Origin of the sequence: Streptomyces sp. NBC_01017, assembly GCF_045162795.1 — a bacterium.
GTDB lineage: Bacteria > Actinomycetota > Actinomycetes > Streptomycetales > Streptomycetaceae > Streptomyces > Streptomyces machairae.
The window spans coordinates 9,515,975-9,540,540 of record NZ_CP108683.1; the positions used below are offsets into that span (position 1 = coordinate 9,515,975).

At 69.4% G+C, this 24,566-nt stretch carries 21 protein-coding genes; 16 read left to right on the forward strand and 5 right to left on the reverse strand.

Going from position 1 to position 24,566, the window contains the following annotated elements; all coding sequences use genetic code 11:
• Positions 1 to 105 precede the first annotated feature (105 nt).
• On the forward strand, positions 106 to 4,365 hold the full coding sequence (locus OG331_RS43520) for a CHAT domain-containing protein (RefSeq protein WP_406207635.1): 4,260 nt from the start codon (positions 106 to 108) through the stop codon (positions 4,363 to 4,365).
• Positions 4,366 to 4,539: 174 nt separating this feature from the next.
• Here the strand turns inward: OG331_RS43520 and OG331_RS43525 are convergent, their stop codons facing one another.
• Together OG331_RS43525 and OG331_RS43530 are read right to left on the reverse strand one after the other, a co-directional pair.
• Complete coding sequence (locus OG331_RS43525; RefSeq protein ID WP_406207637.1) at positions 4,540 to 5,361, reverse strand: SCO6745 family protein; 822 nt, start codon at positions 5,359 to 5,361, stop codon at positions 4,540 to 4,542.
• Between the two features lie 46 nt (positions 5,362 to 5,407).
• Positions 5,408 to 6,247, reverse strand: a complete 840-nt coding sequence (locus OG331_RS43530) for an alpha/beta fold hydrolase (RefSeq protein ID WP_406207640.1) — start codon at positions 6,245 to 6,247, stop codon at positions 5,408 to 5,410.
• 293 nt (positions 6,248 to 6,540) lie between these two features.
• Here OG331_RS43530 and OG331_RS43535 point away from each other — a divergent pair, with 293 nt between their 5' ends.
• The 9 genes from OG331_RS43535 (at position 6,541) to OG331_RS43575 (ending at position 15,679) form a co-directional block, all read left to right on the forward strand.
• Positions 6,541 to 7,740 carry an acetyl-CoA C-acyltransferase gene (locus tag OG331_RS43535; protein WP_406207643.1) on the forward strand — a complete coding sequence of 400 codons (1,200 nt, stop codon included), beginning with the start codon at positions 6,541 to 6,543 and terminating at the stop codon, positions 7,738 to 7,740.
• Positions 7,741 to 7,750: 10 nt separating this feature from the next.
• Positions 7,751 to 8,380 carry an HAD family hydrolase gene (locus tag OG331_RS43540; protein WP_406207646.1) on the forward strand — a complete coding sequence of 210 codons (630 nt, stop codon included), beginning with the start codon at positions 7,751 to 7,753 and terminating at the stop codon, positions 8,378 to 8,380.
• 139 nt (positions 8,381 to 8,519) lie between these two features.
• Entirely contained in the window at positions 8,520 to 10,043 is a 1,524-nt protein-coding gene (locus tag OG331_RS43545; RefSeq protein ID WP_406207649.1) for an AMP-binding protein, read from the forward strand.
• Between the two features lie 65 nt (positions 10,044 to 10,108).
• Complete coding sequence (locus OG331_RS43550; RefSeq protein ID WP_328429572.1) at positions 10,109 to 10,801, forward strand: TetR/AcrR family transcriptional regulator; 693 nt, start codon at positions 10,109 to 10,111, stop codon at positions 10,799 to 10,801.
• A 226-nt stretch (positions 10,802 to 11,027) separates the two neighbouring features.
• Positions 11,028 to 11,846, forward strand: a complete 819-nt coding sequence (locus OG331_RS43555) for an SDR family oxidoreductase (protein ID WP_406207653.1) — start codon at positions 11,028 to 11,030, stop codon at positions 11,844 to 11,846.
• A complete protein-coding gene (locus tag OG331_RS43560) occupies positions 11,843 to 12,655 on the forward strand; it encodes an enoyl-CoA hydratase-related protein (RefSeq protein WP_406207655.1) in 813 nt (270 codons plus the stop codon). The genes OG331_RS43555 and OG331_RS43560 overlap by 4 nt, the downstream gene beginning before the upstream one ends.
• A complete protein-coding gene (locus tag OG331_RS43565; protein WP_406207658.1) occupies positions 12,642 to 13,868 on the forward strand; it encodes an acyl-CoA dehydrogenase family protein in 1,227 nt (408 codons plus the stop codon). The genes OG331_RS43560 and OG331_RS43565 overlap by 14 nt, the downstream gene beginning before the upstream one ends.
• A gap of 1 nt (position 13,869) precedes the next feature.
• Positions 13,870 to 14,652, forward strand: a complete 783-nt coding sequence (locus OG331_RS43570; protein ID WP_406207661.1) for an SDR family oxidoreductase — start codon at positions 13,870 to 13,872, stop codon at positions 14,650 to 14,652.
• Positions 14,645 to 15,679, forward strand: a complete 1,035-nt coding sequence (locus tag OG331_RS43575; RefSeq protein WP_406207664.1) for a phosphotransferase family protein — start codon at positions 14,645 to 14,647, stop codon at positions 15,677 to 15,679. Before OG331_RS43570 ends, OG331_RS43575 begins: the two co-directional genes overlap by 8 nt.
• Before the next feature lie 136 nt (positions 15,680 to 15,815).
• Here OG331_RS43575 and OG331_RS43580 read toward each other — a convergent pair whose 3' ends face one another.
• Positions 15,816 to 16,481 carry a TetR/AcrR family transcriptional regulator gene (locus OG331_RS43580; protein ID WP_406207667.1) on the reverse strand — a complete coding sequence of 222 codons (666 nt, stop codon included), beginning with the start codon at positions 16,479 to 16,481 and terminating at the stop codon, positions 15,816 to 15,818.
• Entirely contained in the window at positions 16,478 to 17,773 is a 1,296-nt protein-coding gene (locus OG331_RS43585) for a PucR family transcriptional regulator (protein WP_406207669.1), read from the reverse strand. The genes OG331_RS43580 and OG331_RS43585 overlap by 4 nt, the downstream gene beginning before the upstream one ends.
• 188 nt (positions 17,774 to 17,961) lie before the next feature.
• Here OG331_RS43585 and OG331_RS43590 point away from each other — a divergent pair, with 188 nt between their 5' ends.
• The 6 genes from OG331_RS43590 to OG331_RS43615 all read left to right on the forward strand — a co-directional run bounded on the left by OG331_RS43590 (position 17,962) and on the right by OG331_RS43615 (position 24,065).
• Positions 17,962 to 18,720: an ABC transporter ATP-binding protein gene (locus OG331_RS43590; RefSeq protein WP_363032048.1), complete on the forward strand. Its 759-nt coding sequence runs from the start codon at positions 17,962 to 17,964 to the stop codon at positions 18,718 to 18,720.
• The gene (locus OG331_RS43595) at positions 18,717 to 19,526 is read left to right on the forward strand and encodes an ABC transporter ATP-binding protein (protein WP_406207673.1); all 810 of its coding nucleotides are present in this window, start codon (positions 18,717 to 18,719) and stop codon (positions 19,524 to 19,526) included. The genes OG331_RS43590 and OG331_RS43595 overlap by 4 nt, the downstream gene beginning before the upstream one ends.
• A 5-nt stretch (positions 19,527 to 19,531) precedes the next feature.
• A complete protein-coding gene (locus tag OG331_RS43600; protein WP_406207676.1) occupies positions 19,532 to 20,413 on the forward strand; it encodes a branched-chain amino acid ABC transporter permease in 882 nt (293 codons plus the stop codon).
• Complete coding sequence (locus OG331_RS43605) at positions 20,410 to 21,522, forward strand: branched-chain amino acid ABC transporter permease (protein ID WP_406207679.1); 1,113 nt, start codon at positions 20,410 to 20,412, stop codon at positions 21,520 to 21,522. Before OG331_RS43600 ends, OG331_RS43605 begins: the two co-directional genes overlap by 4 nt.
• A gap of 5 nt (positions 21,523 to 21,527) precedes the next feature.
• Complete coding sequence (locus OG331_RS43610) at positions 21,528 to 22,805, forward strand: ABC transporter substrate-binding protein (RefSeq protein WP_406207681.1); 1,278 nt, start codon at positions 21,528 to 21,530, stop codon at positions 22,803 to 22,805.
• A 207-nt stretch (positions 22,806 to 23,012) separates the two neighbouring features.
• Complete coding sequence (locus tag OG331_RS43615) at positions 23,013 to 24,065, forward strand: catalase family protein (RefSeq protein ID WP_406207684.1); 1,053 nt, start codon at positions 23,013 to 23,015, stop codon at positions 24,063 to 24,065.
• An 84-nt stretch (positions 24,066 to 24,149) separates the two neighbouring features.
• Here OG331_RS43615 and OG331_RS43620 read toward each other — a convergent pair whose 3' ends face one another.
• Entirely contained in the window at positions 24,150 to 24,482 is a 333-nt protein-coding gene (locus tag OG331_RS43620) for a putative quinol monooxygenase (RefSeq protein ID WP_406207687.1), read from the reverse strand.
• Between the last annotated feature and the right edge of the window lie 84 nt (positions 24,483 to 24,566).

Genomic DNA, 24,566 nt, shown 5'->3' on the forward strand with positions numbered 1-24,566 from the left:
GTCCGGCCTTGGCTTCTCGCGTGCGAACGGGCCGGAGCGTACACCGCGTCGCCCTATCGGCGGATACGATTCTGATGACAGATGCCGATCGCGGGGGGATCTGCAGTGCCGGACCGTCTGGCGGCGCTCGCCGCTCTTCAGCAGTGCCTGGACCGCTGCGTCAGGGATCCCCTCGGGATTCTGGAGCCTGAAGCCGAACGCGCCGCCGTCGGCCTCACAGCCGTCGTCGAACCGGAATCAGACCTCGAGGCGGCCCGGATACTGGGCTCCTACCACTGGTTACGTTCTCAAGTGCTCGCCCAGCGTGGCGGCATGGGCGACCTGGACGCGGTCCTGCGGTTCATGCTGCCTGTCTACTGGGCCGACCCGGACCTCGTGCCGGAGCCGTTGCGCACGGCCTTCCGCATGGAGGCGGGGCTGGCACCGCTCGTGCGCGAGGGCCCGGAGGCGTTGGGACGCCGCGCCTCCGCCATGGTGTTCGCGTTCGACCGCTCCGGCGAGCTGCAGGACCTGCGCACCGCTGCCACGTATTTCCGTGCGGCGGTGGCGCGCACGCCGCACGGCCATCGAGATCGCCTCGTGCGCCTGAGCGACCTCGGAGTCTGCCTCCGGGACCTGTACGCACGCACCCAGAACCAGGACGTGCTGGCGGAAGCCATCACGACCGAGCGTGCGGCGCTGCGGCTCGCACGTGGACGTTCCGGCTACGCCCTGCGGGTGACCAGCCTGGAACATGTTCTTGGGCTCCGGGCCAAGTACACCGGCGAGCCGCGCGCGTACGCGGAAGCGGTCCAGGCCGTACGGGAAGCGCTGGATGCACTGCCGCCGAACTCTCCGGAGCGCGCCGCCGTACTGAGCTGCCTTGCTGGTGCTCTCGGCCGTGAGTACCAGGTCACCGGCGGGCTCGATGGTCTGGACGAGTCGCTGCGGGCGATCCGCGAAGCGGTGTCTCTTACCCCGCAGGACCGCCCGGACCGCACCATGTACCTGGTCAATCTCGGAATCGCCCTGACCATCGCGCACAAGCGCACCGGACGGCCCGGCCTGCTCGAAGAGGCGGTTGAGACCGGACGCGAAGTCGTACGGTGCACCCCGCCTGACGACGCGGCACGCATCGACCGCCTGGCAAGCCTCGGTTCCCGACTCCTCGAACTGTCCATGCGTGATCAAGTCCCCGACCTGGTGGAGGAGACGGTACACATCGGGCGGGAGACACTGGACGCCGTTCCGCAGGACCACCCCGACCGCTTCAAGCATCTGAACCACCTGGCCCTGGCGCTCCACTTGAGCCATGCGCACTCCGGTCGCGTCGACGACATGGAGGCTGCGGCCGAGGCCCTGCGCGAAGCAGTGGCCCGGACGCCGCGGGAGCACGCCGGACGTACCGAGGTGCTCAACCTCCTGACCATCACCCTCGAAGCCCTCTTCCACGCCGACGACCGTACGGACGTGCTGGAGGAATTCGTCTCGGTCGCCCGGGAATCGGTGCCTGCCCTTCCGCCCGACGAGCCTGAACGCGCGCAGCGGCTGGACCAGCTCTGCACCACGCTGCAGACGCTGTACGAGCGCACCGGCGATCCGGAGCGGCTCAAAGAGGCGGTGCGGTACGGGCGGGAAGCAGTGGATGCCACTCCTCGCGATCACCCCCGCCGCGCTGGCCGGCTGACGAACCTCGGAGGCGCCCTCGCCCAGCTGCACGGGGAGACCGGCGGGGCGGGCTCCCAGCACGCCGACGGGACCGGCCTGCTCCGAGCGGCAGTCGCCTGCGAGCGCGAAGCCGTGGCGCTCACCCCCGTCGGCGAACCCAAGCGCCCGCAGTACCTCAACAATCTCAGCACCGCTCTGCAGCGCCTGTTCGCACGCACCGCGCACATGGCGGACCTGGAGGAAGCCGTGGAGGCCGGCAGGGAGTCTGTGGCCCTGGCCGGCCCGGACGACCCCAACCGGGCCATGTACCTGACGGGTCTCGGCGGCGCAGTCCGGGCCTTGTACCTTCACGTCAGCCGGATGGAGCTGCTGGAGGAGGCAGTACGGGCCGAGCGGGAGGCCACGGCACTGATCCCGCGCAAGCATCCCCGACGCGCCATGTATCTCAACAACCTGGCGAGCACGCTGCAGATTCTCTGGATGCGTACGGAGCAGCCGGATGTGCTCGACGAGGCGATCGAGGCGCAGCGGGAGGCCGTGCAGATCACGCAGGGCAGCCACCCGGCCCGAGCCGGACGTCTGATCGGCCTGGTGAGCCTGTTGAGGATGCATTACGACCGCACCGAGCGCATGGAGGTGCTCCGGGAAGCGGTGGCGCTGGCGCGGGAGGCACTGGCGCTCATTCCCCGGGACCACCCGAATGCCGCGAGGCACCTCAACAGCCTGGCGACCGTCTTGCTGATCGCGTTCAAGAACGCGGTGTCGTCCGTCAGCGTCCAGGATGTCGCGCGGTTCGAGAACCCCATCGAGGGCGCCATCTCCCAGCTGTTCTCCTCTTTGCCCTTCTTCGACGCGGAAGTCTTGGACGAAGCCGTCCAAGCCGCGCGCGACGCGGTGCGGCTCACCGCCCGCGACCACCCGGAGCGCGGGGAGTTCCTGATCAACCTCGGGCACGCCCTGGAGGCCAGGGCCGAGCGGGGCGGGCCCTCGGGCCTACTCGACGAGGCGCTTCGCTGCTACCGCGAGGCCGGGGACAGTCAGACGGCCACCACCTTCCTGCGTATCTCGGGGTACCGGCGGTATGCGAGGGTGGCCGGACTCATCCCCCACCATGCCCGGACCGGACTCCAAGCCATCGAGGACGCCATCCAGCTGGTGGAGACGTTCGCCCCGCGCAGCCTCGTTCGGCCGGACCGGCAGCATCAGCTGAGCCGGCTGAACGAACTGCCCGGTGAAGCGGCGGCAGCCGCCTTGCACGCGGGTCGGACCGTCCGAGCGGTCGAACTGCTCGAACAGACGCGTGGGATTCTCGCTGCCGACGTCCTGGCGCAGCGGAGCCCCGAGCAGATCCGCCTGCGCGCACACGCACCCGAACTGGCCGAGCGGCTGGACCGGTTGCGCACCCGTCTCGCCGAGCTCGATCCGCCGAGTCCGGCGGCGGAGCAGGAATCCCCGGGGCGCGGCGATGGCGAGCCGGTCGGGACGTCGGGGCGGCCGCTGTCCGAGGAACGCATCGAAGCCCATCAGGCCTGGCAGGAGCTGGTCGAGCAGATCAGGCAGCGGCCCGGATTCGGCGATTTCCAGCACGCGCCGACTGCTGCACGACTGGCGCGCCAGGCCCAGGACGGTCCCGTCGTCTTCGTCAGCACCAGCAGCACTCGCTGTGACGCCCTCATTCTGACCGCAGGGACAGACTCGCCCGTCCAGGCCGTGCCCCTGCCAGGGCTGACTCAAGCGAAGGCGTACGACCAGGCGGACCGGCTGCGCGCGGCTCACCGGAATGCCGCGGACCCTGGGATCGATCCTCAACGGCGGATCACGGCCCAGCGCGAGATCCTCGACGTCCTGGAATGGCTGTGGGACGTCGTCGCCGAACCCGTCCTGACCCGGGTGGGCCACACGTCCTGCCCCGCCGCCGAGGAGTCATGGCCCAGGCTCTGGTGGTGTCCCGTCGGCATCATGGCCTTCCTCCCGCTGCATGCTGCCGGCCACCACGCCGAGCACCGCGGCGCACGTTCAGGCGGGACGGCGGCCCCGCGTACGGTCTTGGACCGCGTCGTCTCGTCGTACACCACCACGGTCGGCGCCCTGGAACACGCACGCGCCCGCGGCGCCGACGCCGGCGCGCCGACCACCGTGGTCGTACCGGTGCCCGACACTCCTGGCAGCCCACTGCCCGGAGTCCGCGGCGAGACGCGTGCTATCAGCGCGCTCATCCCTGGCGCTCATCTGCTGGCCGATCCGACCCGCGACAAGGTTCTGGAGTCCCTGCACGGACACCGGATCGCCCACTTCGCCTGCCACGCACTGGCCGATGGAACCGACCCCGGGCGCAGTCGGCTGATCCTGCCCGACCATGCCCGCGCACCGCTGACCGTCACGGACATCAGCAACCTTCATCTGAACGTTGCGCTGGCCTACCTGGCCGCCTGTGAAACCAGCGTCACCGCCGCCAGACTGGCCGACGAAGCGCTCCACATCACGGCCGCGTTCCAGCTCGCGGGCTATCGACATGTCGTCGGTACCCTCTGGTCCGTCGACGACCGTACCGCCATCGAGCTGGCGATGGACTTCTACGGCCACCTCACCGACAACGGAACGATTCCGCCCCGGGTCGAGCGCAGCGCCCACGCCATGCACCACGCCACGCGGCGCCTGCGTGACCGGTACCCCGGCACCCCGACGTTGTGGGCAGCGCACACCCATTCGGGTCCGTGAGCGCAGGCCGTCCAGTTCTCCGGGACGTCCGGGAGAAGCCGTCGAGCTCCGCAGAGGGCGCGGCGAAGCAGGACGGTCGGCACCGAGTTGGCACGCCACCCTGCCCGTGCTGGTTCCGTGCTGACTTCGGCCGCCGGAATCATAGGAGACCTGGGTGGAGGGATGAGGGCCCGGTCAGCCGAGATGGAGAAGGCCGGCTTCGACGACGGCGCGGCCGAAGGGACTGGCGAGTTCGGCGAGACGCTCACAGTCCGCGTCACCCAGGACGGCGTAGGCGGGGAGGGCCAGGCGGTCGGTGCGGTCCTCGATGTGCCGGCGCAGGAGTGCGCCTTCCGGGCTGAGGGAGTCGCCGTCGAGGAGACCTCGCGTGCGTAGGCGCTCCTGGGTGCCGGCCCACTCCTCCTCGGGCCACGCACGGCTCGCCTTGAGGAAGTCGACGGGAACCTCACCGGTCGCGGCGTGCAGAACCAGGGCTTCCAAGCCTCCGACGCCCTCGCTCAGCAGGCACGCGACATGGCCGTCGCCACGGAACTCCCGGAGCAGCGTCTGAGCATGCCACAACTGCACTACCGGCTCCTGCGGCCAGGGCAGTGCGGCATGCGCGGCGAACAGCGGCCGGCCCTGCGCGTGTTCGCAGGCCGCCTCAGCGGCCCGGCGGGTCAGCGTCAGCACCTCGTCGAAGTTGGGCAACCCGTGGATTCCCGCCCGTCGCAGGGCTTCGCCCGCCGCGGCGTACCGCGCGTCCAGCACTTGCTGCGGCGTAGTTGCGTCCCAGGCCCCATCGACCGCCTGCCGTACGACATCGGGGTTGAAGTTGTAGAAGGTCGAGATGACCAGCTCGGCGGATGCGCGGCCGAACGCGGCGCTCCTGGAGGTGAAGTACCCGGCGCGACCGCTCAGGCCGAGGTCCGCGTACCGTCGCCTCCCCTCGGGGACGAAGTAGATCATTGCGTGGACGGGCTCGAGGCGGCGCCAGGCCGCGCGCGCAGTCTCCATGGGTCACCTCTCCGGAGAGTCGACGAACGGGAAATTCGCTGCGGGTTCAGTACTCGCCGTGCGCTCGCAAGTGTTCGAGCAGTAGGCGGCTCAGCGTTTCGGGCGCCTCCTCGGGGATCCAGTGACTGACGCCCTGGAGGGTCTCGAACCGGTACGGCCCGTTGACCCATCGCTCGGTCTCCTGCGCGGCTGCCGGGCCGAACGCGCTGTCCTCCGTGCTCCAGACGTACAGCGTGGGCAGGTCGACAACGTCGATCGCGCCTTCGGGGCGGCCGGCCCGGTACCAGTTCAGCGCCGCGGTGAGAGCGCCGGGCCGGGACAGGTGGCGTACGTAGGCGTCCGCACTGTCTTGCGGGACCTTTCCGGCGTAGACATCCCGAAGCTCTTGGGCATCGTGGGCGAGCATGCGCTCCTCGGTCGCGGGTGTTTCGCGCCAGTCGATCATGTAGTGGGAGCGTTTGCGCTGATCCTGGTCGGTGCGCAGGGCGGTGGCCAGAGCGCCGGGGTGCGGGGTCGAGACAACCGTCAGGGTGCGTACGCGGTCGGGGTGGGCGTGCGCGGTCCACCAGGCCACCGCGCCTCCCCAGTCGTGGCCGACCAGGTCGAACGCCGCCCAGCCCAGTTCCTCACCGATCGCGACCACGTCGTCCACGAGAAGGCCGATGCGATAGTCCTCGGGCCGCGCGGGGCGGGCGCCGGGGGAGTATCCACGCTGGTCGGGTGCCACCACCCGGTAGCCGTGCGCGGCCAAGGCCTCGATCTGCCGTCGCCAGACCAGCCCCGTCTGCGGAAAGCCGTGCAGCAGCAGCACCGGGCGGCCCTCGGGCGGTCCCGCCGCGATCGCGTCGAACAAACCCGCACCCGTGGAGATGCTCAGCTGAGTCACGGCCCACCTCTTTGTACCGACTGGTCGGTACCTTCCAGGCGCGGGAGCGAACTGTCAAGACCGAGGCATGATTGAACCTGACGCCGAATTCAACTATAACCAGTCGGAAGGCCGACCCCTGGCCCCTGCGGCCATGGCATGTCATCGGTCATCCGAGGAGTCGGTCAATGCGCCCTCTCCCCGCCGGAGTTGGCGTTCGGCACCCCCACCGGCAACCGAGCCCGGATCGCGGCGTTCGAAGTTCCGGTCCGAGGGCCCGGACGAACCGGACCAACAGGAAACAGTGAGGCGACATGAGGGAAGCAGTCATCGTTTCGACAGCACGGACGCCGATCGGCAAGGCGTACCGCGGCGCGTTCAACGACACCCAGGCGCAGGAACTCGGCGCCCATGCCCTTTCGCACGCGGTGCAGCGCGCCGGGCTCGAGGGAGGTGAGGTCGAGGATGTGATCTTCGGCTGTGCCGTGCAGCAGGGGTCCTCGGGTTTCAATGTCGCGCGGCAGGCCGCTCTGCGTGCCGGACTTCCGGACATCGTGTCGGGGATGACGATCGACCGGCAGTGCTCGTCGGGTCTCATGGCCATCGCGACAGCCGCCAAGCAGATAGTCGCGGACGGAATGCAGGTCGCTGTCGGCGGCGGTGTCGAGTCGATCTCCTTGGTGCAGAACGACCACATGAACACCCACCGCATGACGGACCCCTGGCTGGTTGAGCACACGCCGGACATCTACCTGCCGATGCTGCACACGGCGGAGATCGTCGCCGAGCGCTACGGCGTGAGCCGGGAACGCCAGGACGAGTTCGCGCTGGTGTCACAGCAGCGCACCGCTGCGGCGCAGGACGCCGGCCGATTCGACCAGGAGATCGTCGCGCTCGACAGCGTCAAGAAGGTCCTGGACAAGGAGTCCGGGGAGGTGCGGGACGAGGCTGTGACCCTGACCCGGGACGAGGGCAACCGCGCGTCGACGACGCTCGAGGGCTTGGCCGGGTTGGCGCCGGTGCTGCCGGACGGCCAGGTGAGCGAGCATTCCAGCGTCACGGCGGGCAACTCCTCGCAGTTGTCGGACGGGGCCTCGGCGTCGGTGCTGATGGAGTCGAAGGAGGCCGAGCGTCGCGGACTGGAACCGCTGGGCGTCTACCGGGGTATGACCGTTGCCGGTTGCGGGCCGGACGAGATGGGCATCGGGCCGGTGTTCGCCATTCCGAAGCTGCTGAAGCAGCACGACCTCACCATTGACGACATCGGCCTGTGGGAACTCAATGAGGCGTTCGCTTCCCAGGCGTTGTACTGCCGCGACGAACTGCACATCGACCCGGAGCGGTTCAACGTCGATGGCGGCGCCATCTCGGTCGGTCATCCGTACGGCATGACCGGTGCCCGGCTGGTGGGGCATGCCCTCATCGAGGGCAAGCGCCGGGGCGTCCGGTATGTGGTGATCTCGATGTGCATCGGCGGCGGAATGGGCGCAGCCGGACTGTTCGAGGTTGCCTGAGGTGTCGACCGTGACGGACAAGGCGCGAACCGCGGTCCTCGTGGACTTCGGTGGGGTCATCACCTCCAGTGTGCTGCGGGCTTTCACCGACTTCGGGGCCTCGCTCGGCGGCGACCCGCGCCTGCCGCTCGACCTCCTCGGCAAGGACGAGGCATCACGCACCCTGCTGGCCGACCACGAGTGCGGCCGTATCGACGCCGAAGCCTTCGAGCGAGGATTCGCCGCACGGCTCCGTGCGCACGGAGCCGACGTGGTGGCCGAGGGGCTCACGGCCCGCATGCAGGCGGCGATGTCGATCGACCAGGACATGCTCGCGCTGCTCGGTGATCTCCGAGCCGCCGGCCGTCCCGTTGCGCTCGTGTCCAATTCCTTCGGTACCGGAACCTACGACGGGGTCGAACTCGCCGCTGTCGCCGACGTGATCGTCATCTCCGCCGAGGTCGGAATCCGCAAGCCCTCCCGGCGGATCTACGCGATCGCATGTGAACGCCTCGGCATCGAGCCCGAGGCGGCCGTCATGATCGACGATCTGCAGCAGAACCTCGACGGAGCGGCGCGGATCGGAATCGAGGGCGTACTGCACACCAGTGCCGCCGATACCCGCCGCCAACTCGCCGAACGCTTCGGGATCACCACCTGACGGTCCACCGAACGGGCGCAGTGAGGTCGGTCATCCGGCCGCACCGCCCGAGGACTTGATGCCGAAGCCGGGCCAAGTCAACCCATCGGAGCGGGTGCGACCCGCACCATCACCTGCTCTCGTCCCGGAAGGCACGCCCATGACCAGCGTCTTCGATCCTGTGTGCCGCCACGCGGCCGCCACTCCCGACAACATCGCACTGCGCGGCGCCACGGATCAGTGGACCTACCTTCGGCTGCGTGACGCGAGTACGCGGTACGCGGGCGCCCTGGTCGCCGCGGGCCTGTCCCCGGGGGACCGGGTGCTGCTCGCGGCGCCGTCGGTGCCCGAGTTCGTGGTGGCCTACCTCGGGATTCAGGCCGCGGGCTGTGTCGTGGTGCCGGTCAACACGATGTCCACCCGGCCCGAGGTCGAGTACGTTCTCGGCGACGCCGGATGCTCATTGGCGATCGCATGGCACGCCCTCGGCCCCGCTGTCGCGGAGGCGGCCGCGGCGCTCTCAATGCCCTCTTGGACGCTGTCCCCGGGCGCGTCGGCCGACGCTGCTCCTGTCGGCGTCGTCGACCGGCACCGCGACGAGACCGCGGCCATCCTGTACACCTCGGGAACCACGGGGCGGCCGAAGGGGGCCCAACTCACCGTCGGGAACCTGCTGTCCGCCGGGGAGATCGGCGCCGAGTGCAGCCGTGCCTCCAGCGCCGACCGTACCGGCACCGGACTCCCGCTGTTCCATGTGTTCGGCCAGGCATCGGTCATGATGGCGACCTTGACGGTGGGCGGCTCGATGTCGTTGCTGGCCCGGTTCGACCCGGCGTCGATGCTGGACATGCTCCGCCGAGACCGGCTCACCATCATGGCCGGTGTGCCGACCATGTGGAACGCGCTGCTGCACGCGGCGGGTGATGCGAACCCGGCGGACTTCGCCGGGCTCCGTGTCGCCGTCTCCGGCGGCGCGTCGCTTCCCGGGGAGATCGCCCGGGCCTTCGAAGCCGGCTTCGGCTGCACCATCCTCGAAGGGTATGGGCTCACCGAGACCACCGCGTTCGGCACCTTCAACGACATCGACCGCGGCGGCAAGACGGGGTACACCGGCAGGGCGGTGCCGCGGACGCGGGTTCAGGTGCGTGACGACGAGGGCCAGGAGTGCCCGCCGGGCACCGTCGGAGAGGTCCACATCAAGGGACCCACAGTGATGCGCGGCTACTGGAACCGCCCCGTGGACACCGCCGCGGCCCTCTCGTCCGACGGCTGGTTCCGGACCGGCGACCTCGGTGAAACCGACACGGACGGGGACCTGCGCATCGTCGACCGCATCAAGGACCTGATCATCCGCGGCGGTTACAACGTCTACCCCGGCGAGGTCGAGGAGGTTCTCTACGAGCATCCGGACATCGTCGAGGCAGCCGTGATCGGCGTTCCGGACGAGCACTACGGCGAGGAGGTCGCCGCGCTCATCGCGGCCCGGCCCGGTTCCGGGCTCGGTGCCGGCGAGGTGTCGACCTGGGCACGAGAGAGGCTGTCCGCCTACAAGATCCCGCGCATCGTCCGGTTCGTCGACGCGCTCCCCAAGGGCCCGACCGGGAAGATTCTCAAGCGGTCCATCGACCGTACCGCTCTGACCCGTGACACGCCGACCGCCGACATTGCCGCCGGCCGCCACTGAGCGTCCCCGGCGTCCCCACCTTACGGATTGTGAGCATGGTGTCGGATTCAAGTACAGTTTCCGGGATGGACACCACTGCTCCCGAGGAGATCGACGGCGACGAAGCGCCACCCATGGCGCCCCTCTCGCACCTTCGCGAGCCGCCCACTACGAAGCGCGGAGCTCGGACGCGGGCCGCATTGGTGAAAGCCGCACGGAAGGTGTTCGAACGGGACGGCTACCTCGACACCCGCCTGACCGACATCACCAAAGAAGCTCAGTGCGCGGCGGGATCCTTCTACACCTACTTCGCCAACAAGGAAGAGGTGCTCGCCGCCGTCCTCCTGGAGGCGCAGGAGGACATGATGCACCCCGGCATGCGCCGGGTGCAGGGCACCGACGATCCCTATGCGGTACTTGAGGCGAGCAATCGCGCGTACCTCGAGGCGTACAAACGGAACGCGAAGCTGATGGGCCTGCTCGAGCAGGTCGCCCAAGTGGAGCCGGAGTTCCGCGACTTCCGGAGCCGGCGCGCCGACGCGTTCATCCGCCGCAATGCCCGCGGCATCGCCGACCTGCAGGCGCGGGGTGTCGCAGACCGTGAGGTCGATCCGATGATGGCCTCCCGTGCGCTGTCGGGCATGGTCAGCGTCATGGCCTACAACGCCTTCGTACTCGCCGAACGGCAAGAAGAAGGTGCTTCGGCGGACTTCGAGGAGCTCGTGTCCACGGTCACCCGGCTCTGGGCGAACGCCCTTCGTTTCCCCGACCACCGCTGATCCGGCGGCTGCACCACACCACCTGCCTCACAGCACCCGGCACCGCCGGGTGCTTCTCCTTTTTGCCTCCTCCGCAGGGGCGGTCAGTTCGTTCTTCTTCGTGCGGTGTCCTGCATCCTGCTATTGAACTTGACGTCGGATTCAACTATACAGTTCAGCAGAGCACGGCCCCACGATCTCGGGGCCGGCCCCGGCCTCGCACGCCCCGCCACCGAGAGGGTTCGCTGTGAACGTTGCACAAAGAGTCGCTGTCGTCACCGGTGGTGGCGCAGGCATCGGCAGTGCGCTGGTCGCACGGCTCGCTCGCGCAGGCGCCCGGGTCGTCGTCGCGGACCTCGACGCGGACAGCGCGCGGGCGGTGTCGGAGAGCGTCAACGCCGACCATCCGGGAAGCACCGTCAGCGCCGCCGCGGACGCGTCGGACACCGAGCAGATCCAGCAGTTGGTCGACCTGGCGGAGAGCACCTTCGGCCCGGTCGACCTCTACTTCGCGAACGCGGGCATCGCCGGGGCGCCCGGCCTCGACGCGAGCGAGCAGGACTGGGACCACTCGATCGACGTGAATCTGCGCGCCCACATCCGTGCGGCGAGGCTGCTGGTACCGGGGTGGCTCGAGCGCGGTGAGGGCTACTTCGTGAGCACGGCCTCGGCGGCGGGACTGCTCACCCAGATCGGCTCCGCCACGTACGCCGTCACCAAGCACGCGGCGGTCGCCTTCGCCGAATGGCTGAGCGTCACCTACGGCGATCGCGGGGTCCGGGTCAGCTGTCTGTGCCCGATGGGGGTGAACACCAAGCTGCTGTACTCCGGGGAGGACTCGGGGGACGCCCTGGGAAGAGCCGCGACGCGAGCCGTCACCTCCGCCGGTGACGTCCTCGAGCCGGCCGAAGTCGCCGGCGCCGTCCTGGCCGCAATCGACGACGAGCGCTTCCTCGTCCTGCCGCACGAAGACGTTCTTGAGATGTACCGGCACAAGGGCTCGGACTACGACCGGTGGCTGCGCGGAATGCGCCGGTACCAGAGCTCCCTGCTGGCGCAGGCATGACCGGCGCGCCGGGCGAGCTCGTCCTCGCCGAACACCGAGGGCCGGTGCTGGTGCTCACGTTCAACCGGCCCGCCAAGCTGAACGCCTGGACCGAAGAACTCGAGGACCGCTATTTCGCGCTGCTCGACGCCGCCGAGGACGACCCGGACGTACGTGCCGTCGTGGTCACCGGCGCGGGACGCGGATTCTGCGCCGGAGCCGACCTGCAACGGCTGCAGGCGGTCGGCGAGGTCTCCGAGGCGGACAGGGCACGGCGCCGTCCGCGGGACGTTCCGCGGACCCTGCGCAAACCGCTGATCGGAGCGGTCAACGGGGTGGCCGCCGGCCTGGGCATGGTGGAGGCGCTCTACTGCGACATCCGCTTCGGCTCGCCCTCGGCCCGGTTCACCACGGCATTCGCGCAACGCGGGCTGATCGCCGAGTACGGGATCTCCTGGCTGTTGCCCCGGCTGGTGGGGCACAGCCGGGCAGCGGACCTGTTGCTGTCGAGTCGCATGGTGGAGGCCGAAGAGGCATTCCGTGTCGGACTCCTCGACCACCTGGTCCCCACCGCCGGCGTGGTGGATGCCGCTGTCGAGTACGCCGCCGATCTGGCGAGGCGCTGCTCCCCGGCATCCATGGCCGTCATCAAGAGCCAACTGAGCAACGACGCGGACGGCACCTACGCCGATTCCGTGAGCCGGGCGGAAGGCCTCATGCTCCAGGCCTTCCGCGGGTCCGACGTCGTCGAAGGCGTGGCCAGCCATCTGGACAAGCGCCCGCCCAACTTTCCCTCCCTACCCGTCAGGAGTTCGGATGTCCCTGTTTGAGATGTCGGACCGCGCCAAGAAGTACCGGGCGGATCTGCTCGAGTTCATGGATTCACGCGTCTACCCCGCCGAGGCGGTGTACGACGAGCAGATGCGCGCGTCGGGCGACCCGCACTTCCACCCGCCGGTCATCGAGGAGCTCAAGGCCGAGGCGCGCAGGCGTGGACTGTGGAATCTCTTCCACCCGCACCCGGACCGGGGCCCCGGTCTGACCAATCTCGAGTACGCGCCGCTGGCGGAGATCATGGGCCGCAGCCACATCGCCTCCGAGGCCTGCAACTGCAACGCGCCCGACACCGGCAACATGGAGGTGCTCACGCTGTTCGGCAGCGACGAGCACAAGGAGAAGTATCTGGGGCCCCTGCTCGACGGAACGATGGCTTCGGCCTTCGCGATGACCGAGCCGCGGGTCGCCAGCTCCGACGCCACCAACATCGAGCTGCGGATGGAGCGCGACGGCGACGAGTACGTGCTCAACGGCCGCAAGTGGTTCGCCTCGAACGCGATGCACAAGAACTGCAAGGTGCTCATCGTGATGGGCAAGACCGACCCCACGGCGGCCCCGCATCGCCAGCAGTCGATGATGGTCGTCCCGATCGACGCCCCCGGGGTCACTGTGGTCAGGAACCTCCCGGTGTTCGGGTACGCGGATCGCGAGGGCCATGCGGAGATCGTCTTCGAGGATGTCCGGGTGCCGGCCAAGGACGTGCTCAAGGGCGAGGGCGAGGGTTTCGCGATCAGCCAGGCCCGGCTCGGGCCCGGTCGTATACACCACTGCATGCGAGCCATCGGCGCGGCCGAGAGGGCGCTGGAACTGATGTGCCGGCGTGCACAGTCACGGGTGACCTTCGGCAGTCCGGTCGCCGAACGGTCCAACATCCAGGACTGGATCGCGGAAGCGCGTATCGACATCGAGATGATCCGCCTGCTCACGCTCAAGGCCGCGTATCTCATGGACACGGTCGGGAACAAGGAAGCGCGCACCGAGATCGCGGCCATCAAGGTGGCCGCCCCCGACATCGCGTTGAAGATCGTCGACCGCGCGATTCAGGTGCACGGGGGAGCCGGAGTGACCGACGACTTCCCCTTGGCGATGATGTACGCGCATCTGCGGACGTTGCGGCTGGCCGACGGTCCCGACGAGGTTCACAAGCGGGCCATCGCCAAGCAGGAACTGCGGCAGTACCGCGACGCGACGGCGGCGGTGAACTGAGGTGACAGGACTCGATCTCACCGGTCGCACCGCCGTCGTCACCGGGGCCTCACGCGGTATCGGGCTGGCGGTCGCCCAGGCCATCGCCGCGGCCGGCGGAAACGTCGTCCTCACCTCCCGGTCCCAGGAAGCCGCGGACGCCGCCGCGGCCCAGGTCAAGGGCACGGCGGTCGGCATCGGTGCGCATGCGGTCGACGAAGAGGCGGCCCAGCGCTGTGTGGAACTGACGCTCGAGCGCTTCGGCAGCCTGGACATCCTCGTCAACAACGCGGGGACCAACCCGGCGTTCGGGCCGGTCATCGACCAGGACCACGGTCGGTTCGCGAAGACCTTCGACGTGAACCTGTGGGCGCCCGTCCTGTGGACGGGGCTGGCCACGCGGGCCTGGATGGGGGAGCACGGCGGTGCGGTCGTCAACACCGCGTCGGTGGGCGGCATGGCCTCCGAGGCGAACATCGGGTTGTACAACGCGTCGAAGGCCGCACTGATCCATCTCACCAGGCAACTGGCCCTGGAGCTCTCGCCGAAGGTCCGCGTCAACGCGGTGGCACCGGGTGTGGTGCGTACGAAGCTGGCCGAGGCTCTGTGGAAGGAACACGAGCAGGCGGTGTCCGCCTCGGTGGCGCTGGGCCGCATAGGGGAGCCTGCCGATATCGCCTCCGCGGTCGCCTTCCTCGTCTCGGACGCCGCGAGTTGGATCACCGGCGAGACCATGGTGATCGACGGGGGGCAACTGCTCGGTGACGCGCTCCCGTTCAGGCAAGGGGCCGGCGTCGGTGTCTAGCGCGGACCTTCACGGAATCGACGCCGGGGCGGTGGGCCGCTGGTTCGCAACCCTCGGCGTCGACTTCGCCGGGCCCTTGGCCTTCGAGCGGATCGGGCTGGGCCAGTCGAATCTGACGTATCTCGTACAGGACCAGGACGGCCGCAGATGGGTGCTGCGGCGCCCGCCACTGGGTCGTCTGCTGGCGTCGGCGCACGACGTGGCCCGCGAGGCGCGGATTCTGAGGGCCCTGGAGAGCACCGCCGTCCCGACCCCGCGGGTGCTCGGGCTGACCGATGATCCCGCCGTGACCGATGTCCCGCTGCTGCTCATGGAGTTCGTGGACGGCGAGGTCGTCGACAGGATGTCGATCGCGCGGTCGTTGACGCCCGAGCGTCGCCGGGCGATCGGGATGTCGTTGCCGCGGACGCTGGCGAAGATCCACGCGGTCGGTCTCGACGCGGCCGGGCTGACCGGTCTGGCCGGCCACAAGCCGTATGCGCAGCGTCAGCTCAAGCGGTGGTCGGCCCAGTGGGAGAAGTCCAGGACCCGCGAGCTGCCCACCCTGGAGGACCTCACCCGGCGCCTCGTCGCGGCCGTGCCGGAGCAGCGCGAACTGACGCTCGTGCACGGAGACTTCCATCTGCGCAACGTCATCACCTCCTACGCCAGCGGGGAGGTGAGCGCGGTGCTCGACTGGGAGCTGTCGACACTGGGAGACCCGCTGGCGGACATGGGCAGCCTGCTGGCCTACTGGCCGGCCAGGAGTGAGAACACCTTCAGCGACTTCGTCCCGACGACTCTCGACGGCTTCCCGCCCCGCGAGGAACTCGTGGCTGCCTACTCGGCGGCGTCGGGACGGGACCTGACGGCGTTGGGCTACTGGCACGCGATGGGACTGTGGAAGGTCGCGATCATCGGGGAGGGCGTCATGCGCCGCGCGATGGACGAACCGAAGAACAAGGCCGCGTCCGGAACGCCGACCGCTGCGCGCATCGACGCACTGGTGGCGAAGGCCCACGAAGTCGCGGACATCGCAGGTATCTGACCACCCGTACGTCAGACCCGGCGTGGGCGCGGTGCCAGCAACGCCGGCCCTGGCCCGGCAGCCGGTGCCCGGTGACCGGGATTCGGGTGCCGTCGGGCTGTGGCCCCGTCCTGTCGCCCGCCACGCGCAGGGCGTTTCAGCCAGTCGGTGCCGTCAGATGGATCAGGATGCCGCATACCTCGTCCACGATCTCCAAGGCCTCCGTCTCGTCCCCGCAGTCGCCCAGCTCGCGTGCCGCACCGCCGATCACGGTGGTGAGCACTCTCACCCGAACCCGGCCGGCACGTCGCTTCTCGTCCACCTCCAGGAGCCGGGCGTTGCGCCGTACCCACGCGCGGTCCCACTGGCGGCGCAGGGCGTCGAAGCCCGCGGGACCGTCGTCCTCCGCGATGAGTCTGCCGAGTCGCCGGTTGTCCCAGGCACCCTCCAGGTACGCCCTGGCTCCCGCCACGAAGAGGGCGATGGGGTCGTCCACGCCACGGCCTCGCTCGGCGGTCAGCGTGGCTGCGGTCCGGCGCTCCTGTTCCTCCCGGAACTCCTCCCAGAGGGCGAGGTAAAGCCCTCGCTTGCCGCCGTAGTGCTGGAAGAGGCTGCCCACCGGGATGCCGGCGCGCGCCGCGATCTCGGCGAGACCGGCGTCGGCGTAACCGCGCTCGCCGAACACCTCCAGCGCTGCGTCGAGAAGCGCACTGCGGACCGTTCGGTGCTCCCCGGTGGCCGCCTCCGGCCGGTCCATTCCGTCCTGCCCGTCCGCCGGCTGACGTAGCGCCTCGGTCCCGGCAGACTCCACGATGCCGCTCACAGGCAGTCCCCACCTTCCCCGGCCCCGTCGCGGATGGCGAGGGCGACCAGCAGTTCCAGGAGGTCGGCGATCCGGCGCGGATTGCGCCCGGTGCGTTCCTCGATCCGGCGCAACCGGTAGTGCGCCGTGTTGTGGTGCACCCGCAGCCGGTCGGCGGCCAGCCGCAGGTTGAGGTCGGCCTCCGCGAAGGCCCGTATGGTGACCGCCAGCGTGTCGCCACGTCCGCGGTCCTCCTCCAACAGCGCACGCACGCGGGGATCGACCAGCTGCCGGGCGAGGTCGTCGGCGCGCAGCGCCAGGTAGTCGAACGGGGACAGCCGCGGCAGTGCCGCCACCCCGCCCCCGCCCGGCACGAGGTCGAGGGCGGCCCGTGCCTCCTCGTAGGCGCGCGGCAGTTCGCCGGCGCCCTGGGCGACCGTGCTGATGCCCATGGACAGCATGGTTCCCTCGCGCGCGAGCCGTTGCTGTACCGCCTCGAAGTGGGCGCAGATGTCCTCCGCGTCCATGCCGGTGCGGACCACGGGCACGGCCACCACCTCGCCGTGCCGCACGACGACCAGGGTCCGGCCGGCCCAGGGACCGGCAACGCCGATGGATGCGCTGGTCGCATAGCCCTGCTCGGCCGAGGTGAGGTCGCCGGTGCGGGTGTCGCCGACGCACACCGCCACGACCGCCATCATCGGCGAGTGCGGTCCGATGCCGTACGCCTGCGCCGCGGCGAGCAGCGGACCGCGCGCCGGTGCAGCGCCGGCCAGGAGCTGGTCCAGGAGATCCCGGCGCTCCCGGTCCGCGTCGGCGACCACATGCTGCTGGTACTCGACATAGGCCTGCGCGGCATGAGTGCTGGCGTAGTCGACGTACCGCATCAGCGGTGTGACGAGGGACAGCGCGGCCTGCTGCGCCTCGGGGGACGTGCCCGCGCAGTCCAACAGCTCGTCCCACAGCACCTGCCGGCCCACCCGGAAGGCACTGATCCAGTCCTCGAGGGCAAACCCCGCGCGTGCCCTGCGCATGGCTGCCGCGCGGCTGAAGACCAGGTCTTCGGGGGCGATGTCCTGGTCTCCGGCCAGCGCCGCCAGCTGCATCCGGTAGTGCGTGAGGACCTGGTCCCGTACGTCGTCGAAGAACCGTTCGTCCTGCAGCGCGTACGACGGGATCTCCGTGCGCATCACCGCAACGGCGGTCTTCGCCACGTCCTCGAGCCGGTCGTGGACGGTGTGCAGAATCCGGTGCCGCTCCCGGCTGAGGGGTTCGGAGAGTGCGGGGGCGCCCAGGGCGGGTCCGCGAGGCATGGCGCCGATCGTCGCTGGCCTCGTGGTGTTCCGTCAACAGGCCCGGTGGGCGAGATGCCGGAGGCATTGGGCGTGGCGCACAAGTCGGTGGCCGCGAAGTTGGGTGCTCGCACCCAATGTGCGCTCGGAAGGCCCCCACTTACTGTGACGCTCGCCCACCCCCCAGCACCTCGGAAGGGGCGTCACTCATGCTCGCGGTCGACGGTATCAGCGTGCGCTTCGGCGGGATCACGGCACTGGACGGTGTCGCGTTCACCGTCGAGCCGGGCACCGCCGTGGGGCTCATCGGACCGAACGGAGCCGGCAAGACCACCTTGTTCAACTGCCTCACCAGGCGCTGCACCCCCGATGCGGGGACGGTCCGGTTCGAGGACGAGGACCTGCTCGCCCTCCCACCGCACTCCGTGGCCGGGCGCGGAATTGCCCGCACCTTCCAGAATCTGGGTCTGTTCCCACGGCTCACGGTCCGGGAGAACGTCATGGTCGGCTCCCACAGCCGGGGGCATACGGGACACCTCGCTGCGGCGCTCCGGCTGCCCCGCGTCCGGCGGGAGGAGAGGGAACTACGTGACCAGGCGGACGACTTGCTACGGCGTCTCGGTCTGGCGGATGTCGCCGACCACCCCGCCTCCGGGCTGCCGTTCGGCACGCTCAAACGCGTCGAACTCGCCCGGGCGCTCGCGGTACGGCCCCGGCTGCTGTTGCTCGACGAACCCGTCAACGGGCTCAGCCACGGCGAGGTCGACCAATTCGCGGATCTGGTCCGGTCGGTGCGCGAGGACTTCGACCTGACGCTCGTGGTGGTCGAACACCACATGGGGTTCGTGATGGGCCTGTGCGACAAGGTCGTGTGTCTCGACTTCGGGCGCAAGATCGCCGAGGGCTCGCCGAAGGAGATCCAGCGCGACCCCGCGGTCATCGAGGCGTACCTGGGGGTGGCGGCATGACGGAATCCACCCCCGACGGCACCGAGGCCGGGCAGGCGCATGCGGAACCGGACTTCCTGAAGGTCGCCGGCCTGCATGCCGGATACGGGCAGGCCCGCGTGCTCCAGGGGCTCGACTTCTCCGTCGCACGAGGCGAGGTGTGCGCGGTCCTCGGGCCCAATGGCGCGGGCAAGACAACCACTCTGCGGGCCCTGTGCGGCATGGTCCGCGGACGCGGCTCGGTGACGTTGAACGGTACGGAGCTGCTGGGTCGCTCGCCCGAGCAGACCGCGCGTCTGGGCGTGGCGCACGTACCCGAGGGCCGCGGCACCTTCAACGACCTGACCGTCGAGGAGAACCTGCGCATCGGCGCCCACGTGCGCACCGGCCGATGGAAGCGGGGCCGTGCCGAGCGCGCAGGCGTGGCGGCCGATCTGGAGCGCATCTACGGCTACTTCCCCAAGCTGCGCCAGCGGTCCCACCAGGCCGCCGGCAGCCTCAGCGGCGGCGAGCAGCAGATGCTCGCCATCGGCAGGGCGCTGATGCTGCGGCCCTCGCTGCTGCTCCTGGACGAGCCGTCGCTGGGGCTCGCGCCGCTGGTCACTCGCGAGCTGTTCGAGATCGTCCGTGCCGTCAACGAGGAGGAACGCACCACCGTGGTCGTCGTCGAGCAGAACGCCCAGCTCGCGCTGGATGTGGCGCACCGGGCACACGTACTGGAGGCAGGCCGCCTGGTGCTGTCCGGGCCGTCCCGGGAGATCCGTGAGGACGGACAGGTCGCCGAGGTGTACCTCGGTGTCTCCGTCCGCACCGGAAAGGACGGGTGAGTGCCGTGACCGAACTGCTCCAGCAAGTGGTGGAAGGAGTCGGCTCCGGCGCCGTCTATGCCAGCCTGGCGCTGGCCCTGGTGCTGATCCACCGGTTCACCGGGATCGTCAACTTCGCTCAGGGTGAGCTCGCCATGATCTCCACCTACGTGGCGTGGCAACTCGTGGCGTCCGGGATGTCGTTCTGGCTGGCGCTGCCGGTGACCCTGGCGGTGTCCTTCGCCGGCGGCATGCTGGTCGAACGGATCGTCATCCGCCCGGTGCAGAACGCGCCCGAGCTGACGATGGTCATCGTCACGGTCGGTCTGTTCATCTTCGTCAACGCGATGGCCGGTCTGATCTGGTCGTTCACCGTGAAGGACTTCCCGCAGCCGTTCCCCGACGGCGGGATCGACCTGGCCGGGGTGCGCGTGGACTGGTCGAGCCTCGGGATCATCGCGGTGGTGGCCGTCGTGATGGGCCTGTTGTACCTGCTGTTCCAGCACACCTCCGTCGGCCTGGTGATGCGGGCGGTCGCCTGCAACCCTGCCTCCGCCCGGCTGTCGGGCATCCGAGTGGGCCGCGTGCTGATGCTCGGCTGGGGGCTGGCCGCGACAGTCGGTGCGGTGTCGGGCGTGCTCGTCGCCCCGCTGCTGTTCCTCGAGCCCAACATGATGGGCGGGGTCCTGATCTACGCGTTCGCCGCGGCCACCCTCGGGGGCTTCGACAGCCCGGTCGGTGCGGTCGTCGGCGGCCTGGTCGTGGGCGTGGCCGAGACGCTGGCCGGGGCGTACGTGGACGTGATCGGTGCCGATCTGAAGGTGGGCGTGCCCCTGCTGATCATCCTGGCCGTGCTGCTGGTGCGGCCCCAGGGCCTCTTCGGACGGGCGGCGGTGGAGCGCGCATGAGCACGATCACCGCAACACCGGGCACCGACCGCTCCCGCCGACTGCGGGCCGCGCTCACCGCGCTGCTCGCCGCGGGCGTCGCCGTCGGCGCACCGTTCTACTTCGCCCCCTTCCAGGTCTTCCAGCTGACCATGGTGCTGCTGTACGCCGTGGCGCTGGCCGGCCTGAACCTGCTGGTCGGATTCGGCGGGCAGATCTCCCTCGGGCACGGCGCGTTCTTCGCGGCGGGGGCCTACACGGCCGCGGTCATGCTCGACCGCTACGACACCGGCCACTTGGCCACGCTGCCGGTCGCCGCCGTCGGATGCTTCCTCCTCGGCCTCGGTTTCGGCGTGCCCGCCCTGCGGCTGCGCGGGCTGTACCTGGCCCTGGTCACGCTCGCGTTCGCGGTGTTCCTGCCACCGCTGCTCAAGCGGCTCGAACCGGTGACGGGCGGCTCCATGGGCCTGACCGTGGACAAGCTGCAACCACCCGCGTGGAGCGGGCTGGCCGAGGACCAGTGGACGTACTTCGTCGTCCTCGCCGTCACCGCTGTGGCTCTGCTGCTCGCCCGCAACCTGCTGCGGTCCCGGGTCGGTCGGGCACTGCTCGCGGTGCGGGACAACGAGAGCGCCGCGGAGGTCATGGGCGTACGGCTGTCGCTGCACAAGACCCTCGCCTTCGCGTGGAGCGCGATGTTCGCGGGCGTCTCCGGATGCGTCTACACCTGGGTGATCGGCTTCGTCTCACCCGACTCGTTCAGCTTCGTGCTGTCCATCACGCTGCTGGCCGGCCTGGTGGTCGGAGGGCTCGCCTCACTGTACGGACCGCTGCTGGGCGCGGCCTTCGTGATGTACGTGCCGAACGTGGCCCAGGACATCAGCGAGGCGGCACCCGGCGTGGTGTTCGGCCTGCTGATCATCGCGGTGATGTTCGTGGCGCCGACGGGACTGGCCGGTCTGGCGGGCCGTGTCCGGGGCGCCGCCGCCAGTCGCCTCACCAGCACCACTGCCCCCGCCGTCGGCGACCGGAAGCCCGACTCCGAACCCTCCGCGCCCCCCACCCCGGCGGATCCCGAACCTGTCGATGCCGAACCCGTGGGCGCACCGCCCCGCACGGAAAGGGACTGAATCACATGCGCAAGACGACCACTCTGCGGGCGGCCGCGGCCGCGTCCGCCGCCCTGCTCCTCGCCACCGCCTGCACCAGCCAGCGCGGGCAGGACGACAAGGACACCGCCGCCGACGGCGCGTGCCAGGGCCAGCAGACCACCGGCATCACCGACAAGACCATCAAGCTGGGCGGCATCTACCCACTGTCGGGACCGGCCTCCGCGTACGGCACGATCAGTAAAGGCGTGAGCGCCTACTTCAAGCACGTCAACGACAAGGGCGGCATCGACGGCCGCACGGTGGAGTTCACCGTCCGCGACGACGGCTACCAGCCGCCCAAGGCGGTCGAGGAAGCCCGCAGACTCGTCGAGCAGGAGAAGGTCTTCGCCGTCTTCCAGACCCTGGGCACCCCGTCCACCGCCGCCGTCTGGGACTACCTCAACAAGCGGAAGGTGCCGCAGCCTTTCGTCGCCACCGGCGCCTCCGTCTGGGGTACGGACGGCAACCACCCGTGGACCACCGGCTGGCAGCCCAACTACATCGCCGAGGCGCGGGTGTACGCCAAATACCTCAAGGAGGAGAAGCCGAAGGCCAAGGTCGCCGTCCTCTACCAGAACGACGACTTCGGCAAGGATCTGCTCGGCGGGTTCAAGGAGGCCCTCGCCGGCAGTGGCATCAAGGTGGTCGCCGAGGAGAGCTACGAGGTCACCGACCCCTCCGTCTCCGCACAGATGACAAGCCTCGCCCGGTCCAAGGCGGATGTGCTGCTCAACGTCACCACGCCGAAGTTCGGCAGCCAGGCACTCGCCGCCGATGCCAAGAACACCAAATGGAACCCGCTGCACATCGTGAACAACGTGTCCTCGTCAGCCACCGTGCTCAAGCCTGTCGGGTTCAAGAACGTCCAGGGCGTGGTCTCCGCGACCTACTTCAAGGACCCCGCCGACCCGCAGTGGGCCGACGACGCGGAGATGAAGACGTACCAGGACGCGCTGCGCAAGTACGCGCCCGACTCCGACCCGGCCAACCAGTTCAACGCTTACGGCTGGGCCGCCGCCTCCAGCCTGCACAAGGCCCTGGACGCGATGAAGTGCCCGACCAGGGAGGGGATGCGGGACGCCGTGCGCAACCTCAAGGACGTCAAGGTGGACATGCTGCTGCCCGGTGTCACCCTCTCCACCGGGCCCGATGACGCCTTCCCGATCGAGACGATGCAGCTGATGCGGTTCGAGGGCGAGCGCTGGCAGCTGTTCGGTGAGCCGGTGGACACCCGCAAGGAGTTCGGCCCGCTGGCGAAGTGAGCCGACGGGGGCGGCCCCGGTCGATGCCCTGTCCCTGGGGACCGCCCCTCATCGGCGTGTGATTCATCACAGCAAGTTATATTGTGCACAATTTAATTGTTGGCTAGATTTCGGGAATCAACGGCACTGTCACAGAGAGGCAGCACCATGGATCCCGTCCGCCATGAGGATTACCGCCCCGCCGAACGTCCCGGCTATCAAGCCGAGTTGGACGCAGTCGTCGCACAGGTGGCGCAGCGCACCGGCGCCTCGGTCGAGCGCGAGGCCGTCGGCCGCGCCGTCCGTACTGCCCACGGAAAGACGTACGGTCTCCTCAAGGCCACCGTCACGGTCGGTGACAACCGGGGCTTCCACGCCCAGGGCATCTTCGCCCGGCCCACCGTGTACGACGCCGTCGTCCGCTACTCCAACGGCCTGGGCCACCAGCGTCCCGACCACCAGCTGGGCGCGGCGTGCGGGATGGGCATCAAGCTGTTCGGCGTCCCCGGCCGGTCACTGCTGGCCGATGAACCGGACACCGGTACCTTCGACCTCAACCTGATCAACAATGACGTCTTCTTCGCGAACACCGCGTACGACTACATGGTCATCGAGGAGCTGTTCGCGGAGCTGCCCGAAGGCCTGGCGAACCCCGCCCGCCGCAAGACCTGGATGGCGGAGTTCCTGACCCGCCGGGGCACGCTCACCGATCCCGCCGGCTGGCTGTGGGACGAACTGTTCGCCATGCTCTCGTTCACCACCGTCCCGCGCAGGAATCTGCTTTCGTACACCTACAACAGCATGGGTGCCTTCCGATACGGCGACCACATCGCCAAGATCCGTACCGTGCCGACGGCCGAGTCCCTGGCCGCCCTCACACACCAGATCGTGGACGTGCGCGCGGACAACGAGGCGTTCCGCCGCACGCTGGTTGCCGAGGCCACGGAGCGCGACCATTCCTTCGAGCTCCAGGTGCAGCTCAACACCGATCTGGCTCGCATGCCGGTGGACAACACCTCCGTGAAGTGGCCCGAAGAGTCGTCCCCCTGGCTGACCGTCGCCCGTGTGGACCTCCCGCGTCAGGACATCGGCGGGGAGGACAACGTGGCGGCCGCCGACGCCACGTCGATCACACCGTGGCGCTCCCGGGAGGAGCACCGACCCATCGGCGAGATCCAGCGGGTGCGGCAGGAGGTGTACCGGCGCTCGTCCATCGAGCGGCACCGCATCAACGGACAACAGCGGCACGAACCGGTGAGCAGCGCGCAACTGCTCGGTTGAGCCGGCCGAGTCGTGTCCCGCTCCGTCACACCACCATGCACCCGCCTGCCGGACCTGACCGACAGTCAATACGGCTGAACCGCCCTACCCCTGCTCGGGAACGGCCATCTCGCCCAGCAGCGACCAGTCCTCCTGCGGAATGGTCGCGTTCACGATGCGGGGTGTCTCGATCAAATGGGGCGGCAACGTCTGCTGCGCGGCCCTGAAGTGCGCCGACTGCACGTGAGCAGCGCCTGCTTCGTCATCGCGGAAGGCCTCGACCAGGACGTATTCCGTGGGGTCGGTCACGCTTCGCGACCAGTCGAACCAGAGGCAGCCGGGCTCGCGGCGCGTGGCTTCGGTGAAGTCGGCGGTGATGTCCGGCCACCGGTCGGCATGCTCGGGGCGGACTCGGAACTTGGCGGTGATGAAGATCATCAGCCTTCGTGTCTCCTTGGACGTACGTCGTCTCGGCAAGATCGTACGACGTAAGCCGCGCACGGGCAGTTCACCCGCGCCAGG

Excerpts from the sequence above, each read along its gene's own strand:
- OG331_RS43610 (WP_406207681.1), top strand. The coding sequence starts at position 21,528 with ATGCGCAAGACGACCACTCTGCGGGCGGCCGCGGCCGCGTCCGCCGCC.
- OG331_RS43620 (WP_406207687.1), bottom strand. The coding sequence starts at position 24,482 with ATGATCTTCATCACCGCCAAGTTCCGAGTCCGCCCCGAGCATGCCGAC.
- OG331_RS43590 (WP_363032048.1), top strand. The coding sequence starts at position 17,962 with ATGCTCGCGGTCGACGGTATCAGCGTGCGCTTCGGCGGGATCACGGCA.
- OG331_RS43585 (WP_406207669.1), bottom strand. The coding sequence starts at position 17,773 with ATGCCTCGCGGACCCGCCCTGGGCGCCCCCGCACTCTCCGAACCCCTC.
- OG331_RS43550 (WP_328429572.1), top strand. The coding sequence starts at position 10,109 with ATGGACACCACTGCTCCCGAGGAGATCGACGGCGACGAAGCGCCACCC.
- OG331_RS43545 (WP_406207649.1), top strand. The coding sequence starts at position 8,520 with ATGACCAGCGTCTTCGATCCTGTGTGCCGCCACGCGGCCGCCACTCCC.
- OG331_RS43605 (WP_406207679.1), top strand. The coding sequence starts at position 20,410 with ATGAGCACGATCACCGCAACACCGGGCACCGACCGCTCCCGCCGACTG.
- OG331_RS43565 (WP_406207658.1), top strand. The coding sequence starts at position 12,642 with ATGTCCCTGTTTGAGATGTCGGACCGCGCCAAGAAGTACCGGGCGGAT.
- OG331_RS43525 (WP_406207637.1), bottom strand. The coding sequence starts at position 5,361 with ATGGAGACTGCGCGCGCGGCCTGGCGCCGCCTCGAGCCCGTCCACGCA.
- OG331_RS43595 (WP_406207673.1), top strand. The coding sequence starts at position 18,717 with ATGACGGAATCCACCCCCGACGGCACCGAGGCCGGGCAGGCGCATGCG.
- OG331_RS43560 (WP_406207655.1), top strand. The coding sequence starts at position 11,843 with ATGACCGGCGCGCCGGGCGAGCTCGTCCTCGCCGAACACCGAGGGCCG.
- OG331_RS43535 (WP_406207643.1), top strand. The coding sequence starts at position 6,541 with ATGAGGGAAGCAGTCATCGTTTCGACAGCACGGACGCCGATCGGCAAG.